Origin of the sequence: Amycolatopsis sp. M39 (assembly GCF_001651785.1) — a bacterium.
Lineage (GTDB): Bacteria > Actinomycetota > Actinomycetes > Mycobacteriales > Pseudonocardiaceae > Amycolatopsis > Amycolatopsis rubida.
This window is the reverse complement of record NZ_LWSF01000003.1, coordinates 296,590-312,430: the sequence shown is the minus strand read 5'-3', so window position 1 is coordinate 312,430 and position 15,841 is coordinate 296,590. Positions and strand designations below refer to the sequence as shown.

The following is a 15,841-nucleotide window of genomic DNA, read 5'->3' as shown; positions in this document are numbered from 1 at the left end:
GGGCGGGGGACGTGCGTCGACGTAATGGCTGGTCAGTCTTGTCTCAATGACGCGACGCATGGTGTTCAGGGAGGTGCTTGGTGTCAGCGTTGCGCACACGGGTCGATGAGCGCGTAATCGCCGTCCATGAGCCGGTCAGCGATCATGCTGACCGGCGGATCCAGATCTACGATCCAGTAGTGCTCGATACCGGCATCGGCGCTCATCTCCGGGCAGAGCTGGAACCACATCGGACCCGGCGACACGGACGGAACTTCTTCGACAACCTCGATCCGAACCCTCGGGTTCTCCGGAAGGTCCGCCCAGCCGGCAAGGGTCAGGAGGTGGTGAGGCCATTCAAGGACAGCATCCGCCAGCGCGTGACGCACCGTGTCCGAATTACTTCTCCGTGAAGTCGCCTGACGGAGAACCCCACCCCGACGAGTCGTCCGACAAGGCGCGGCGGCGGGCGTTTTCCTCGCGGACCCGCTTCACCTCCGCCTCGATGTACTCCTCGTCGTAGCGCTGGAACACCCGCGCCGGGTTGCCCGCCACCAACGAACGCGCCGGAACATCCTTCGCGACCACCGAGTTCGGCTGCACCGTCGCGAAGTCACCGATCGTGACGCCCGGCATGATCACCACGAGGCCGCCGATAAAGCAGCCCTTGCCGATTTTCACCGGCTTGCGTTCGATCAAATCGCTGCCGGAATGATTTTCCAGCGCCATGTTCGCCAGCCAGCTCGAATGCGTGAACACCAGGGTGTTCAGCCCGATGCTGGTGTGCTCTCCGATTTCCAGCCCGCCGCTGGCGTCGAGGGCCGCGCCCTCGCCGACCCAGCAGTGCTCGCCCATCGTGAGGTTGCCCGGGCTGACGATCTTGACTCGCTCCCGCACCCGGCACGACTCCGGCAGGCCGTAGAACGCGGCCCGCTCGGCGTCGTTCAGGTACTGCGAAACGAGGTCGTTCAGGATCATCGGGCGCAGCCGGTTGCTGCGCTCGTCGTCGAAGAACATCAGTTGTCCGCCACCAGTTTCGTGAGCACCCGCAGGTGTTCCTCGGCCACTACGTCCAGTCCGAAGTTGTCCCGGACCATCGAGGCTTCCCGCTCGGCGATCCGCGCGCGCTCCTTCGGATCGTCCAAAAGGGACAGCACGGTGGACTTGACCGCTTCGGAATCGTTCGGCCGCACCAGCAGGATGTTCTCGCCATTGTGCAGTTCGATGCCGGGGTAGTTGTCCTCGGCGACCGACGCGATGGTCGCCGTGCCGGACAGCATCGCCTCAAGCGACGCGGTACCGCAGCCGCCGTTGAGGTCGTGCGTGACGATGTCCGCGGCCGCGAAGTACGCGGGCACGTCCGCCTTCGGCACCGCGCCGGTGACGATCAGCGCGTCGGCCACGCCCAGTTCCTTGGCGCGCTGCTGGAACGCGTCGTGATACACCCGGCCGACGATCACCACGCGCAGCCCGGGGTGCCGCTCCAGGATCGCGGGCAGCGCCTCGATCAGCGGCAGCCGGTTGCGCAGCGGGATCACGTGCCCGAGCGACACGATCAGCGGCGCGTCCCCGATCTCCAGTTCCGCGCGCACGTCCTTGGTCACCGGCTTGGCGAAATGCCCGGTGTCGACCGCGATCGGGAAGTACTCGGAGTTGTCGTCGCTCGTGCCGTAGCGCTCGACGCAGTAGTCCACACCGAGCTTGTCGAGGATGACGAAGCGCGGGCGCAGGTACTTCAGCACCGGGTTCACCAGCATCGCGTCGAGCACCCGGAACACGCGGCCGTACATCTTGTTCTCGCTGGTCAGCAGCGTGTGGATGGTCAGCAGAACGGGCAGTTCGCGGCGGCGCGCGTAGATGCCGACCATCCAGGACAGGTCGAAGAACTGCCCGTGCAGGTGCACCGCGTCCGGTTTGAACTCGTTCAGCAGCTTCCACAGCCGCCGCCAGTTGCCCGGCCGCATCGACGCGAACGTCATGTCGAAGTCGATCGACAGGCCGAGCTGCGGCATTTTCACCGCGGGGAGGCGCACGACGCGGTATCCGTCGCGCTCCTCCTCCGCCGGCGCGTCACCGTAGGCAGCGGTGATCGCCAGCACTTCGTGTCCGGCTGCCGCGTACTCGGCGGCCAGTGAGGCCGACATGTGCGCGCTCCCGCCCACGCGCGGCGGGAAGAAGTTGTTCACCACCACGATCCGCATGGGTTTTCCTTCGGCCGGGCCCGCAGTGCTCATTACGCATTCCCCTCGGAAGACGCGCCGACGGCGAGGCTCACTCGGAGTCCCGCACCAAAGCGCGCATGCCCTCTTCGACGGTGATCTGCGGCTCCCAGCCGAGCACCTCGCGGGCCCGGGTGATGTCCGCGGCACGGCGGGACACGAGGACGTCGCGCTTGTTGAACACCGGCTCGACGTCGACCCCGACCGCCTCGATGAGGATCTTCGCCAGGGTGGCGATCGAGGTGTCGATGCCGGTGCCGATGTTGATCGGCAGGTTCGACTGCTCCGACTCCAGCGCGGCGACGACGCCCTTGGCGAGGTCGGTCACGTGCACGAAGTCCATCGACTGGTCGCCCGCGCCGTCGATGATCGGCGGCTGGCCGGCGCGCAGGCGCTGGATGAAGTGGTTGATGACCGAGGTGTAGTACGCCTCGATCTTCTGGCCGGGGCCGTACACGTTGAAGAACCGCAGCGCGTTCCAGGAGAGGCCCTTGGTGCGCTCGTAGAAGCCGAGCAGGTCCTCGCCGGCGCGCTTGGAGATGCAGTACGGGGTGAGCGGGTTCAGCTTATCGTCCTCGTGCATCGGCAGCTTCTCCGGCTCGCCGTACACCGAGGCGCTGGAGGCGAAGACCAGACGCTCGACGCCCTCGTCGGCCGCGGCCGCGAAGACGTTGTTGTTGCCGACCATGTTGATGTCGATCGACTCGCCCGGGTCCGCGATCGACTTGTTGATCGACACGGTGGCGAAGTGGATCGCGTGCGTGCAGCCCCGCATGGCCTCGCGGACGCCGACGCCGTAGCGCACGTCCTTCTCGATCAGTTCGACCTTGCCGGTGGCGACGAACTCGTTGACGCGGTCGCGGTCGCCGCGGGTCATGTTGTCGAAGATCCGGACCGTGTAGCCCTTCTCCAGCAGGATCGGGATCACGTGCGAGGCGATGAAACCGCCGGCGCCGGTGAAGAAAACTTTCTTGTCGGACATGGGTTCTCCTCAGAGAGCTCGGCGGGTCAGGAAAGAGCGGACACGGCTTCGCGCACGGTGGTGACCACGCGCTCGACTTCGCTGTCGGTGAGTTCCGCGTGCATCGGGATGGCCAGCTGGCGGCGGAAGGCGTCGGCGGAGACGGGCAGCGGCTGCTGCTCGCCGTACACCGGCTGCAGGTGGGAGGCGTAGGTGCCGAAGTTGCACTGCACGCCCTGTTCGCGGATCCGCAGGGCCAGCGCGTCGCGGCTGATCTCCGGGGCCACCGTCATCAGGTAGGCCTGCCACGGGTGTTCGCGGTCGGGAGCCTCGACCGGCACGGTCAGCGCGTCGACGTCCTCGAACGCCTCGTGGTAGCGCTTGGCCACCGAACGGCGGGCGGCGAGCAGGTCGGGCAGCCGGTCGAGCTGGACGCCCATGATCGCGGCCTGGATGTCCGAGAGCCGGAAGTTCCAGCCGAGCTCGTGGAAGGACGGGATCGGCAGCGTGTCCGAGCCTTCGCGGCTGATCGCCGGCTCGATGCCGTAGGTGTGGATCTTGCGCGCGTGCGCGATCAGGTCCTCGCGGTTCGAGACCAGCGCGCCGCCCTCGCCCGCGGTGATGCCCTTGCGGCCGTGGAAGGAGAACGCGGCCAGGTCGGCGAGGCTGCCCGCCGGGCGGTTGCGGTAGGTCGCGCCCGCGGAGCAGGCGGCGTCCTCGAACAGCCACAGGCCGTGCTTGTCGGCGATGGCGCGGTACTCGTCGAAGTCGCCGGGCTGGCCCGCGACGTCGACGGCCAGGATGCCGACCGTGCGCGGCGTGATGAGCGCTTCGATCGCGACCGGGTCGGCGCTGAAGATGTCCGGGCGGATGTCGGCGAAGACCGGCTTCGCGCCGGCCTGCAGCACGGCGTGGCCGGTCGCCGGGAAGGTGTAGTCGCCGACGATCACCTCGTCGCCGGGCTGGACGCCGAGCACCTTCAAGCCCAGGAACAGGGCGGATCCGCAGTTGCTGGTGGTCAACGCGTGCGCGGTGCCGGTCAGCTGCGCGAAGCGCTCCTCGAAGCGACGGCACGCCGGGCCCGCGCCGGCCAGCCAGCCAGAACGGAACACTTCGGCGACGGCTGCGAGCTCTTCGTCGCCGACGGTCGGCTTCCCGAGCAGGACGGGTTCGCCCACTGTAGATCTCCTGTGCATCGGGGTGTCCCGCATTGCGCGGGGTCGCGCCAAAGTGTATAGAAGTCGCGTTCGCCTCCTGTTTCGGGGACAGAACCCACGGGTAAGCACCCGTTCCGGGCATAGGCTCACGGGATGCGGATCGGGGTGCTGGGGGCCGTCGTCGCGTGGGACGGCGCGGGCGGGACGGTCGCCGTGGGCGGCCCGCGAGGCCGGGCGCTGCTGGCGTTGCTCGCGGCGGACGCCGGACGGTTCGTGTCCGCCGAGCGGCTCATCGACGGGCTCTACGGCGAGGAACCGCCGGACGGCGCGGCCAACGCGCTCCAATCGCAGGTCTCGCGGCTGCGCAGCGCGCTGAAACTGCCGATCGAACTCACCTCGGCGGGGTACCGCCTCCGGATCGAACCGGACGAAGTGGACGCACACCGGTTCGAACGGCTGGCCGGCGAGGGCCGGCGCGAACGGGCCGAGGGCGACCCGACGCGGGCCAGCGATCTGCTCGGCGAGGCGCTCGCGCTGTGGCGCGGACCAGCGTTCGCCGACGTCCCGGCCGCAGCGGTCCAGGCCACCCGGCTGACCGAACTGCGCGCCGAGGCAGCCGCCGACCGGATCGACGCGGAGATCTCGCTCGGCCGCGCCGCTGGTGTCCTCGACGAGTTGCGCGCCACTATCGCCGAGCACCCGCTGCGCGAGCGGCCGCGCGCCCAGCTGGTGCGGGCGTTGCACGCGGCTGGCCGGACCGCCGAGGCGCTGGCCGCGTTCGAGGACGCCCGTCGCACGCTCGCCGACGAACTCGGCGCGGACCCTGGTCCAGACCTGACCGAGGCGCATCTGGCCGCCTTGCGCGGCGAGCCGGCGGACGCAGCGACGCCGTTGCCCGCACAGCTCACCAGCTTCGTCGGCCGGGACGGCGAGCTGCGGCAGGTCGCGGATCTCCTGCGGCAGGCCCGGCTCGTCACGCTGCTCGGTCCGGGCGGGACCGGGAAGACCCGGCTGGCCGTCGAAGCCGCGGCGGACGCGGGACCGTGCGTCTTCGTGGAGCTGGCCCCGCACGTCGCCGACGACGTTCCGCAGGCCGTTCTCACCGCGCTCGGCCTGCGCGAGGGGGCCCGCGGTCGCCAGGACCCGGTCGACCGCCTTGTCTCGGCCTTGCACGACCAGGCGACGTTGCTGGTGCTGGACAACTGCGAACACGTCATCGCCGCAGCCGCGAGGCTGGTCGCGCGGCTGCTGCCCGCCTGCCCCGGTCTGCGGGTGCTGGCGACGAGCCGGGAACCGCTCGGCATCACCGGCGAACAGCTCGCGCCGATCCCCCGCCTCGCCGTTCCGCCGCCGGGTGCCGAGACCGTCGAGACCTACCCCGCGGTCCGGCTGTTCCTCGACCGTGCCCGGGCGAGCGACCCCGCGTTCCGGCTGACCGACGAAACGGCGGCCGACGTCGTCCGGATCTGCACCGCGCTCGACGGCCTTCCGCTCGCGCTGGAACTGGCCGCCGCCCGCGTGCGCACGCTGCCGGTCGCCGACATCGCCGCGCGGCTCGGCGACCGTTTCCAGCTGCTGGCCCACGGCAGCCGCACCGCCGACGAGCGGCACCGGTCGCTCCGCGGCGTCGTCGAATGGAGCTGGGATCTCCTCGATGACGACGAACGCCGCCTCGCCCGTCGGCTCACCGTCTTCACCGGCGGCGCGACGCTCGCGTACGCCGAGCAGGTGTGCGACGTGCCCGTCGACCTGCTCCCCGAACTCGCCGACAAGTCGCTCGCCGAACCGTCGAACGGGCGCTACCGAATGCTGGAGACAATCCGTGCTTTCTGCGCGGAAAAGCTCGACGCCGCAGGCGAGACCGAACGCTTCCGGCACGCCCACGCGCAGGCGTTTCTGCGGCTCGTCGAGGAAGCCGACCCGAAGCTGCGTACTGCGGATCAGCTGGACTGGCTGCGAAAAATCGACGCTGAGTACGACAACATCGTGGCCGCGCTCCGGTGGTCGGCCGGGGCAGATCCGTCGACCGCCTTGCGGATCGCCACCGCGCTGTCGATGTACTGGTGGTTGCGCGGACGACGCTACGAAGGCGCGGCGCTGTCGATGGAAATCGTGCGCCACTGCCAAGCGGAGCCGCCGGAAGGGCACCGTGAGCAATTCCTCATGTGCCTGCTGACCGCGATGGCCGGTGCCCCGGAAGCCGCCGAGACGGCGAACTATCGGTCCTATGTGGAGCAGTACCTAGTAGACAGCTCCTGGACCCCGGAGCATCCGATGATGCTCATGCTGTCGGGCGTTGTGCTCGGGCCGCCGGAGGACGACGACGCGCGGCTCCGCCTGTCCGGGCTCGAAAAGCATGCCGACCCATGGCTCACCGCACTCGTGCCGACGGGCGACGGTCTGCGCTCGATGCTCGCCGGGGAACTCGACGAAGCCGAACGCGGTCTGCGCGAAGGCGAGGCGCGCTACCGGGCGCTCGGCGAACGCTGGGGGCTGTCGATGGCGCTCGACCACCTGTCGCAGCTGCTGGTTTTGCGCGGCCGTCACGAGGAAGCGCTCGCCGCGATGACCGAGTCCCTGTCGCTCATGCAGACGCTCGGGGCGACCGACGACTACGCGGACCTGCTGTGCCGTCGCGGCGACAGCCGAGCGTTGCGCGGCGACCTCGACGGCGCGAAGGCCGACTACGAGCGGACCGTCGAGCTGGCCCACCGCACCGGGATGCCCGAGACGCGAGGCAGCGGTCACGTCGGCCTGTCCGGTCTCGCCCGCCGCTCTGGAGATCTGGCCGGCGCGCGGGCTCTCGCCGAGCAGGCGCTCGCCGAATGCGCGGCGGACTCGTTCTCGGCCGCCATCGTGCGAGCAGCCGCGTCGATCGCGCTCGGCTGGATCGACGTGGCCGAACACCGCCCGGAGGACGCTCACCGGCGGATGCGACTCGGCGTCGAAACCGCGCACCGCTGGCATGACCACGGGTCACTGGCCACCGCGTTCGAGGGCGTCGCCGGGGTCTTGGCCGAGGAGGGCCGGTTCGCCGACGCCGCCGCCCTGCTCGGCGCGGCGGCCGCGGTGCGCGGGACCGCCGTGCCCGGCCAGCACGATGTCGCGCAGGTCACCGCGGCCGCGGAGAAGGCTCTCGGACCGGACGGGTTCACCGCCGCGTACACCGCCGGTCAGCAGCTGGAACCGCATCGACGTCTCGCGTTGGCCGGATTGTCCCCGGTTCAGTGAACAGCTACCACGCCGTCGGGGGGTACGCAGCGCCGCACCGGAGCGCGTAGCCTTCCCTGCCGTGCGGAACGTAGTTGTGATCGGTGGGGGAATCGTCGGGCTGTCGGTCGCTTGGGAGCTGTCCCAGCGCGGCCAGGACGTGACGGTGCTCGAAAAGGAAGCTCGCTGGGCGGCGCACCAGACCGGGCACAACTCCAATGTCGTGCACGCCGGGCTCTACTACAAGCCCGGCTCGTTCAAGGCGCGGATGTCGGTCGGCGGCAACCGGTCCATTGTGGATTTCGCCAGGCAGTACGGGGTGCCGGTGCAGGTGTGCGGCAAGCTCGTCGTGGCGACTCGCGAGGAGGAGATCCCCGCGCTGGACACGCTCGCCGAACGAGCCGAGGCCAACGGCGTGCCGGCCAAGCGGATCACCCCCGCGGAGGCCCGCGAGTACGAGCCGGAGGTGTCCTGCGTCGCCGCGCTGCGCGTCGAGTCGACCGGGATCATCGACTTCCCCGCGGTGTGCGCGGCGCTCGTGCGACTGCTCGACGAGGCGGACGCGGACCTGCGGCTGAACACGCCCGCGCTGGGCATCCGCCCGGCTCGCGGCGGCGGTGTCGAGGTGGCCACCGGCTCTGCGGTGCTGCACGCGGACGCGCTGGTCAACTGCGCCGGTCTGCACGCGGACCGGGTCGCCGAAATGGCCGGCATCACGCCGAGCGCGCGCATCGTGCCGTTCCGCGGCGAGTACTACGAGCTGAAGCCGGAGCGCCGCCACCTCGTGCGCGGCCTGATCTACCCGGTGCCCGACCCGACGCTGCCGTTCCTGGGCGTGCACCTGACCCGGATGCTGGACGGCAGCGTCCACGCGGGCCCGAACGCCGTGCTCGCGCTGCGCCGTGAGGGTTACCGCTGGGCGGACGTGTCGGTGAAGGACCTCGCCGACGTCGCCCGCTTCCCCGGTGCCTGGAAGCTCGCGCGCAAATACGCGTACCCGACCGGCCTGGAAGAGGTGCTGCGGTCGTTCTCGAAGAAGCGGTTCGCCGCCAGCCTCGCGCAGCTCGTGCCCGCGGTGACCGAGGACGACATCGTGCGCCACGGTTCCGGCGTGCGGGCACAGGCGCTGCGCCCGGACGGTTCGCTGGTGGACGACTTCCTCATCGAGTCCACAAAGGACCAGGTGCACGTGCTCAACGCGCCGAGCCCGGCGGCGACGAGCGCGCTGGAGATCGCCAAGTACATCGCCGACCGGGTGACCGACTGACGCCTGGCCAAGTGCCGCGCAGTCCGATGCGGCCGGTTCAGGAAGGCAGATTCCCCGACACCATCGGGATTCCGGCCTTGATCGCGTCGCACGCCTTGGTCTTGTCTGCCAGCTGCCCGCTGACGATCTGGATCGAGGCGGTGTCGGAAACCGGGAGCCCGGCCGCGCAGATCACGCCGCCGGAATCGTTGAAGTTCGGGAACAGCGACCACTTCCGGCCGTTCACGTCGATCTGCTCGGTCGGCGCGACGTCCATGCCGGGCCAGCGTTTCAACGGCACGTCCGGGCCGAGCCAGACCTCGAACGGTTTCTGCCCGCCGTCGCCGTCGGTGTCCTTCCACAGGCAGTAGGTCACGTTCGGCGAGATGACCTTGGAGCTGTCCAGTTCGCCGTTCGGCACCATGGTCAGCTGCTGCGCCTGCTCCGGCTTCAGCAGCTGGCACGGGTTGACCGACGCGAGCGGCCCGGTCGGCGCGGTGCCCTCCGGCGGCGTGCTCGGCGCGATCGGCGGCGCGGGCTGCCCGCCCGGCAGATGCGCGGCGACCTGCGGGATGACCTTCTTCGCCCGCTCGCACGCCTGCGCGTCGTCCGGATAGGACACGCTCACGAAGGCGAACGATTTCGGCCCGAGCGTCGTGTACAGGTCGCAGCTGCCGCCCATGAACCCGGCGTAGCGCGTCCACGGGAACCCGCCGAGCTGCACCGGGCCGGCCTTCTTGAGGGCGCCCTGGAGGTAGTCGTCGAGGCTCAGGTCCACCGACCAGCCGACGGACATGACCACCGTGTGCTCGGTGTCCGTCGCGGTCCACAAGCACATCGCGGGCGCGCGCTGTTCCTTGCGCGCCTGCACCGACCTGCCCTGCGGCTTGTAGCCGAGCCCGGCGAGCTGCTTCGCGTCGAGAAGCTTGCACGGTTCGACGACCGGCGTGACCGGTCCCTGGCCCGGCACCGGCGAAGCCACGCCGCTCACCTGCTGCGTGCACCCGGCGAGCAGCATCGCGGCCGCCGCCAGGGCGAGCGCCGCTCCGTTGAACCTCATCAGCTGCCTCCTCCGCTCCGCACCCTACTGACCAGTCCGGTTCCGCACCTGCGGAACCGGAAGGAAGAACCCGGCAATCACGGTTCGCCCGCGGCGCGGCGCAGGACGGCCGCCCTCACCCCGGAAGCGACCGCTGCCGTCACGACGAGCACGATCGCCATCGTGGCCCCGCTCACCTGCGGCCGGTTCGGGTACGAGGCCGGCACCTGCCGACGCGAGCACCAGCCCGAGCAGCCAGATCCGCAGCGAGCCCTGGCGAAGCGTGGTGCTGAATTTCGCTTCAGCAGAACGGAAAAAACGGTCGCCGGTCCGTCCTCGAAGCAGCATGACTCCGCTGATCGCCGCTGCGGCGATCAGCATCAGCCCGAACTGGAACGACGGATGCGTGCGCGGCTTCCCGGTGACCAGCAACCAGCAAGCGGCCGCGAAGGCCAGCACGTAGTCCGCAGCTGCCAGCAGGCCCGCCTTGCGCAGGGAACAGGGCTCTGCCGGATTCCATCTGAGGTTGTCTCGCCTTCGCGAAGTTCAGCGCTTGACCGGCTCCAGCACCTCAAGCCCGCCGAGGAACGGCCGCAGCGCCACCGGCACCCGGACCGAACCGTCGGGCTGCTGGTGGTTCTCCACGATCGCGACGATCCAGCGCGTGGTCGCCAACGTGCCGTTCAGGGTGGCCGCCGTCTGCGGTTTGCCGTTGTCGTCGCGGTAGCGGACGGACAGCCGGCGGGCCTGGAAGGTGGTGCAGTTGGACGTCGACGTCAGCTCGCGGTAGGTCTCCTGCGTCGGGACCCACGCCTCGCAGTCGTACTTGCGATAGGCGGACGTGCCGAGGTCGCCGGTCGCGGTGTCGATCACCCGGTACGGGACCTCGATCGCGGCGAGCATGTCCTCTTCCCAGCCCAGCAGCCGCTCGTGTTCGGCCTCGGCGTCCTCCGGCTTGGCGAAGACGAACATCTCGACCTTGTCGAACTGGTGCACCCGGATGATGCCGCGGGTGTCCTTGCCGTACGACCCGGCCTCGCGGCGGTAGCACGACGACCAGCCGGCGTAGCGGCGCGGACCGGCGGCGAGGTCGAGGATCTCGTCCGAGTGGTAACCCGCGAGCGGGACCTCCGAAGTGCCGACGAGGTACAGGTCGTCGTCGCGCAGCCGGTAGACCTCCGACGAGTGCGCGCCGAGGAAGCCGGTGCCGGCCATGATCTCCGGGCGGACCAGCGACGGCGTGATCATCGGCGTGAAGCCGTTCGCCGTCGCGCGTGCCACGGCCATGTTCAGCAGCGCGAGCTGCAGCTGCGCGCCGACACCGGACAGGAAGTAGAACCGCGAGCCCGACACCTTCGCGCCGCGCTCCATGTCGAGCGCGCCGAGGCCTTCCATCAGGTCGAGATGATCGCGCGGGGCGAAGTCGAACGACGGCACCTCGCCGACGGTCTTCAGCACCGCGAAGTCGTCCTCGCCGCCGATCGGCGCGTCCGGGTGCACCAGGTTCGGCAGGATCCGGAACAGCTTGTCGAACTCTTCCGACGCCTCGTTCTGCTCGACCTCGGCGGCCTTGACCTGCGCCGACAGATCCTTGGCGCGGGCGAGCAGGGCGGGCTTGTCCTCGGCGGAGGCCTTCGGCACCTGCTTGGACACGGACTTCTGCTCGGCCCGCAGCTTGTCGGCGGTCGCGATCGCAGAGCGGCGGCGCTGATCGAGATCGAGCAGCTTGTCGACCACTCCCTCGTCCTCGCCACGGGCACGCTGCGACGCGCGCACGGCTTCCGGGTCTTCGCGCAGAGTCCTGGGGTCAATCACGGACAGAAGGGTAGTCGCAGGCCAGCCACGACTTCGACGCGGTTTCCCGTACACACTGTGCGGCGCGCTGAAGACAACCCGACAGTCTGATCGTTGTCGCCCGTTTCCCGCGCTCCCCATACTCGCTAGAACCCGGAGCGGAGGGAACTCACATGACCGACGACCTGCTCGCGCGCCACCGCGCGGTGCTCCCGTCCTGGATGTCCCTGCTGTACGACGAGCCGATCGAAATCGTGCACGCGCAGGATCGCCGTCTGACCGATTCCACCGGCCGCACCTACCTCGACTTCTTCGCGGGCGTGCTCACCAACGCCATGGGCTACGACGTCCCCGCGATCAGCGACGCGGTCCGCAAGCAGCTGGACACCGGCGTCCTGCACACCTCGACGCTGTATCTGATCCGTTCGCAGGTCGAACTGGCCGAACGGATCGCGGAACGCTCCGGCATCCCGGACGCCAAGGTGTTCTTCACCAACTCCGGCAGCGAGGCCAACGACACCGCGCTGATGCTCGCCACCCAGTACCGCCGCAGCAACCAGGTGCTGGCGATGCGGAACTCCTACCACGGCCGGTCCTTCGGCACGGTCGCGATCACCGGCAACCGCGGCTGGTCAGCGTCCTCGCTGAGCCCGATCAAGGTCAACTACGTCCACGGCGGCTACCGCTACCGCAGCCCCTTCCGCGACCTGCCCGACACCGCTTACATCGACGCCTGCGTCGCCGATCTGGTGGAACTGCTGGAAACCGCCACCGCGGGCGACGTGGCTTGCCTGATCGCGGAGCCGATCCAGGGTGTAGGCGGCTTCAGTTCCCCGCCGGACGGCCTGTTCAAGGCGATGAAGGAAGTCCTGGACGACCACGGCATCCTCTTCGTTTCCGATGAGGTCCAGACCGGCTGGGGCCGCACCGGCGACCACTACTGGGGCATCCAGGCCCACGACGTGGTGCCGGACATGATGACCTTCGCCAAGGGACTGGGCAACGGCCTGGCGGTAGGCGGCGTGGTCGCTCGGGGCGACGTCATGGATTGCTTCCAGGCAGAGTCATTCTCCACCTTCGGCGGCAACCCGGTGTCCATGCAGGGCGCGCTGGCCGTCCTCGACTACATCGACGAGCACGATCTGCAAGCCAACTGCAAAGCCCGCGGCGACCAGCTGATGCGAGGCCTGCGTGCGGCCAACAGCCCCGTTGTCGGCGAAGTACGCGGCAAGGGGCTGATGATCGGCGTCGAACTGATCGAACCAGGCACCACGACGCCGAATACCGCTGCCGCCAAGCAAATGCTGGAAGAAACGAAAAAGCGCGGGCTGCTCATCGGAAAGGGCGGGCTGCACAAAAACGTGCTGCGCATCGGCCCGCCGATGACGCTGACCGAAGCCGAGGCGGCCGAAGGACTGCAGATCCTGCTCGACTCGCTGGCCGCCCTGTCCTGAACCTGCTTGCGCCCCAATGCCACGTGGTGCGACACGCAAGCTTCTCCGCCCCCCGCTGACGTCTGTGATCAGGACCAGCTTTGCACGCAACTGCGCCTGCGAACCTCAGCGGAAGCCGCCCCGCGCGTCTCGCTACCGAGAAACCCCACTATGGCATTCGGTGCGGCGCACCCAATGCCATAGTGGGGCGCTCAAGGCGAGAGTCACCGCCGCACCAACCGCGCCACGTGCTCGGCGAGTTCCTCCCCCGCATCCTCCTGCACAAAGTGCCCAGCCCCCGCCACCGTCGGATGGTCCAGACCAGCCGCCCCACGCATCGACCGCCGCAGAATCGGCCCCATCGCCCCGGTAATCGGGTCCCCGTCCGAGAATGCGCACAAGAACGGCACATCCAATTCCGTCAACGTCGCCCAAGCCGCCCGATTGGCTTCCGACGCCGGATCATCCGGCCGCGTAGGCACCAGCCCGGGCATAGCCCGCGGCCCGGCCTTGTACATCTCGTTCGGGAACGGCGCGTCGTAAGCAGCCCGGACGTCTTCCGACAGCGGCGTCTGACAGCCGGCCTGCACACACCGCCCGACATCGAGAATCTGCGCGCCCTCCACAGCTTCCCGGAACTTGTGCCACACCGGCGGCATGTCCGCGTCCCCGGTCGGCAATCCGGTGTTGGCCGCCACCACCCCGGCGAACCGGCCCGGATTCTCGGCGACCAGGCGCAGCCCGATCAACCCGCCCCAGTCCTGTCCGACCAGCGTGACCCCTTCGAGCCCGAGCACGTCGAACGCGAACCGCCGCGTCCATTCGACGTGCCGCGCGTACGTGTGGTCGACGATCTCCGCGGGCTTGTCCGACCGGCCGAATCCGACCAGGTCCGGGGCGATCGCCCGCAGCCCGGCGTCGGCCAGCACCGGAAGCATCTTCCGGTAGAGGAACGACCAGCTCGGCTCGCCGTGCAGCAGCAGGACGGGCGGGCCGTCCGCGGGCCCGGCCTCGACGTAGCCGACCCTGATCAGCCCGCCGTCCGGGTCGGACAGATCGGTGTACTGAGGTTCGAAGGCGAAATCGGGCAGGTCCGCAAACCGGTCTTCCGGCGTCCTGAGGAGTCGCACGCTTCCCACGTTAGTGGGAACGGGACCGCGCGGCAGTGCGCGAACGCTACGAAATCGCCACCGCGACGACCAGCCCGAGGCCGAGGTGTGCCGCCGCGACGACGACGCTCGCCGGCGCGAAGGTCTCGCTCTGGATCGTGGACCCGACGTCGATCCGGGTCGCCCACTCCAGCAGCCGCACGGCCAGCACCTGCACGATGACCCCGATCAGGCCGTAGACCAGCGAGGTGATCAGCCCGGCGGTCAGGTCGCTCGCGGAGTTGTAGATCGCCACGACCACGATGAACGCCATGGACAGCAGCCCGGACGCGGTCACGATCACCGCGTTCGGCAGCCCGCGGGTGACCAGCTTCGACAGCTTGCCCGGCGTGGTGAAGTCGATCGCGTAGAAGCCGGCGAACATCAGCAGCAGGCCGACGATGCCGTACAGCAGGATCGCGCCGATTCCGCGCACGAGGTCGGAACCAAACGTTGCGGGCAACGCGAGCGTCGAGGTCACGGGGTCTCCCTGAATGGCCAATTCAGCCTGTTGAATCGGACATCCAGGGTTGTATCACGACTCCGGGATCCGGTGCGGCACAAACGCCGCGCCGTCGTCGGTAACGAGTCCGCTGGTCTCGCGGATGCCAAGGCCCGCCGAGGAGTCCCCGACGATCCACGCGCCGAGCGCGGGCCGGTACCCGTCGAACTCGGGCAGCGGGTCGAACGCCTGGTAGACGTAGCCTTCCGCGCCGTAGACGCCGTCCGTCTGCGTCTCGTACCCGGTCGCCACGATCTGCACGTTCGCGCCCTCGCGGCCGAGCTTCGGCTTGCGCACGTACTCGGTGAGCAGGCCGGGGTCGTCGGCGAAGGCGGGCAGCAGGTTCGGATGCCCGGGGTAGTTCTCCCACAGCACGGCGAGCAGCGTCTTGTTCGACAGCAGCATCTTCCACAGCGGTTCGACCCACAGCGTGCGCGGCATGGTCTCGATCGCGAACTTGCCGAACTCCTCGTCGACCACCCATTCCCAGGGGTACAGCTTCACCACCGTGGACATCTGTCCCTCGGCGAGGTCGACGAACCGCTTGAGCACCGGGTCCCAGCCGATCTCCTCGATCGCGAGCCCGACCGTGTCGAGCCCGGCCTCGGCCGCGGTCTCTTGCAGGTACGCCGTGGTCACGTGGTCCTCGCCGCTCGGATCGGCCGCGGACCAGGTGAAATGCAGTTCGTTCGACGGCAGCTTGCCGCCGATCTCCGCCCAGCGCTCCACCAGCTTCTCGTGGATGGAGTTCCACTGGTCGTCTTCCGGGAAGACGTCGGTCTTCCAGTGCCACTGCAGCAGCGACGCCTCCAGCAGCGTGGTCGGCGTGTCCGCGTTGTACTCCAGCAGCTTGGCGGGCGATTTGCCGTCGTAGCGCAGGTCGAAGCGGCCGTAGACGTGCGGGTCCTGCCGCTTCCACGACTCCGCGATGTGCGGCCACACCCACTCCGGAATGCCGAAGCGCTGGTACTGCTCGGTGGTCACGACGTTGTCGACGGCCTCCAGGCACATCGAATGCAGCAGTTCGACGTCCGCCTCAAGCGAGAGCACCTCGTCCATGTCGAAGACGTAGTGCACCGACTCGTCCCAGTACGGCCGCGGTTTGCCGGTGCCGTCGCGCGCCGGGGTGCCGTAGACCAGGCCCTGCTCTTCG

The 15,841-nt window shown here is 69.2% G+C and carries 14 protein-coding genes; 3 read left to right on the top strand and 11 right to left on the bottom strand.

Going from position 1 to position 15,841, the window contains the following annotated elements; all coding sequences use genetic code 11:
- Window positions 1-83 precede the first annotated feature (83 nt).
- The 5 genes from A4R44_RS10250 to A4R44_RS10230 are packed head-to-tail and all read right to left on the bottom strand — an operon-like array spanning window position 84 to window position 4,355.
- Window positions 84-368 (bottom strand): hypothetical protein, encoded by a 285-nt coding sequence (locus A4R44_RS10250; protein ID WP_067578609.1) that lies wholly within the window; start codon window positions 366-368, stop codon window positions 84-86.
- 10 nt (window positions 369-378) lie between these two features.
- On the bottom strand, window positions 379-996 hold the full coding sequence (locus A4R44_RS10245) for a DapH/DapD/GlmU-related protein (RefSeq protein WP_067578607.1): 618 nt from the start codon (window positions 994-996) through the stop codon (window positions 379-381).
- Window positions 996-2,213 carry a glycosyltransferase family 4 protein gene (locus A4R44_RS10240; RefSeq protein ID WP_232791560.1) on the bottom strand — a complete coding sequence of 406 codons (1,218 nt, stop codon included), beginning with the start codon at window positions 2,211-2,213 and terminating at the stop codon, window positions 996-998. The genes A4R44_RS10245 and A4R44_RS10240 overlap by 1 nt, the downstream gene beginning before the upstream one ends.
- A 37-nt stretch (window positions 2,214-2,250) precedes the next feature.
- Complete coding sequence (locus A4R44_RS10235; protein WP_067578603.1) at window positions 2,251-3,180, bottom strand: NAD-dependent epimerase/dehydratase family protein; 930 nt, start codon at window positions 3,178-3,180, stop codon at window positions 2,251-2,253.
- A gap of 26 nt (window positions 3,181-3,206) precedes the next feature.
- The gene (locus tag A4R44_RS10230; RefSeq protein ID WP_095213273.1) at window positions 3,207-4,355 is read right to left on the bottom strand and encodes a DegT/DnrJ/EryC1/StrS aminotransferase family protein; all 1,149 of its coding nucleotides are present in this window, start codon (window positions 4,353-4,355) and stop codon (window positions 3,207-3,209) included.
- A 114-nt stretch (window positions 4,356-4,469) separates the two neighbouring features.
- Here A4R44_RS10230 and A4R44_RS10225 point away from each other — a divergent pair, with 114 nt between their 5' ends.
- Window positions 4,470-7,547, top strand: a complete 3,078-nt coding sequence (locus tag A4R44_RS10225) for a BTAD domain-containing putative transcriptional regulator (RefSeq protein ID WP_067578599.1) — start codon at window positions 4,470-4,472, stop codon at window positions 7,545-7,547.
- Entirely contained in the window at window positions 7,507-8,793 is a 1,287-nt protein-coding gene (lhgO, locus tag A4R44_RS10220) for an L-2-hydroxyglutarate oxidase (protein WP_338080505.1), read from the top strand. Before A4R44_RS10225 ends, lhgO begins: the two co-directional genes overlap by 41 nt.
- A gap of 37 nt (window positions 8,794-8,830) precedes the next feature.
- Here the strand turns inward: lhgO and A4R44_RS10215 are convergent, their stop codons facing one another.
- The 3 genes from A4R44_RS10215 to serS form a co-directional block, all read right to left on the bottom strand.
- Window positions 8,831-9,832 carry a DUF3558 family protein gene (locus A4R44_RS10215; protein ID WP_067578594.1) on the bottom strand — a complete coding sequence of 334 codons (1,002 nt, stop codon included), beginning with the start codon at window positions 9,830-9,832 and terminating at the stop codon, window positions 8,831-8,833.
- A 24-nt stretch (window positions 9,833-9,856) separates the two neighbouring features.
- Entirely contained in the window at window positions 9,857-10,270 is a 414-nt protein-coding gene (locus A4R44_RS47815) for a hypothetical protein (protein WP_157904846.1), read from the bottom strand.
- Window positions 10,271-10,357: 87 nt separating this feature from the next.
- Entirely contained in the window at window positions 10,358-11,626 is a 1,269-nt protein-coding gene (serS, locus tag A4R44_RS10210; protein ID WP_078870231.1) for a serine--tRNA ligase, read from the bottom strand.
- A 152-nt stretch (window positions 11,627-11,778) separates the two neighbouring features.
- Here serS and A4R44_RS10205 point away from each other — a divergent pair, with 152 nt between their 5' ends.
- A complete protein-coding gene (locus A4R44_RS10205) occupies window positions 11,779-13,059 on the top strand; it encodes an aspartate aminotransferase family protein (RefSeq protein ID WP_067578591.1) in 1,281 nt (426 codons plus the stop codon).
- A gap of 203 nt (window positions 13,060-13,262) precedes the next feature.
- Here the strand turns inward: A4R44_RS10205 and A4R44_RS10200 are convergent, their stop codons facing one another.
- The 3 genes from A4R44_RS10200 to A4R44_RS10190 form a co-directional block, all read right to left on the bottom strand.
- Window positions 13,263-14,177, bottom strand: a complete 915-nt coding sequence (locus A4R44_RS10200) for a haloalkane dehalogenase (protein WP_067578589.1) — start codon at window positions 14,175-14,177, stop codon at window positions 13,263-13,265.
- Between the two features lie 37 nt (window positions 14,178-14,214).
- Entirely contained in the window at window positions 14,215-14,667 is a 453-nt protein-coding gene (locus A4R44_RS10195; RefSeq protein WP_067578586.1) for a DUF350 domain-containing protein, read from the bottom strand.
- Between the two features lie 54 nt (window positions 14,668-14,721).
- Window positions 14,722-15,841, bottom strand: a 1,120-nt coding sequence (locus A4R44_RS10190) for a glutathionylspermidine synthase family protein (protein ID WP_067578790.1), incomplete at its 5' end; no start/stop codon positions are given.

Excerpts from the sequence above, each read along its gene's own strand:
- A4R44_RS10245 (WP_067578607.1), bottom strand. The coding sequence starts at position 996 with ATGTTCTTCGACGACGAGCGCAGCAACCGGCTGCGCCCGATGATCCTG.
- A4R44_RS10240 (WP_232791560.1), bottom strand. The coding sequence starts at position 2,213 with ATGAGCACTGCGGGCCCGGCCGAAGGAAAACCCATGCGGATCGTGGTG.
- A4R44_RS10215 (WP_067578594.1), bottom strand. The coding sequence starts at position 9,832 with ATGAGGTTCAACGGAGCGGCGCTCGCCCTGGCGGCGGCCGCGATGCTG.
- A4R44_RS10230 (WP_095213273.1), bottom strand. The coding sequence starts at position 4,355 with ATGCACAGGAGATCTACAGTGGGCGAACCCGTCCTGCTCGGGAAGCCG.
- A4R44_RS10235 (WP_067578603.1), bottom strand. The coding sequence starts at position 3,180 with ATGTCCGACAAGAAAGTTTTCTTCACCGGCGCCGGCGGTTTCATCGCC.
- A4R44_RS10205 (WP_067578591.1), top strand. The coding sequence starts at position 11,779 with ATGACCGACGACCTGCTCGCGCGCCACCGCGCGGTGCTCCCGTCCTGG.
- A4R44_RS10225 (WP_067578599.1), top strand. The coding sequence starts at position 4,470 with ATGCGGATCGGGGTGCTGGGGGCCGTCGTCGCGTGGGACGGCGCGGGC.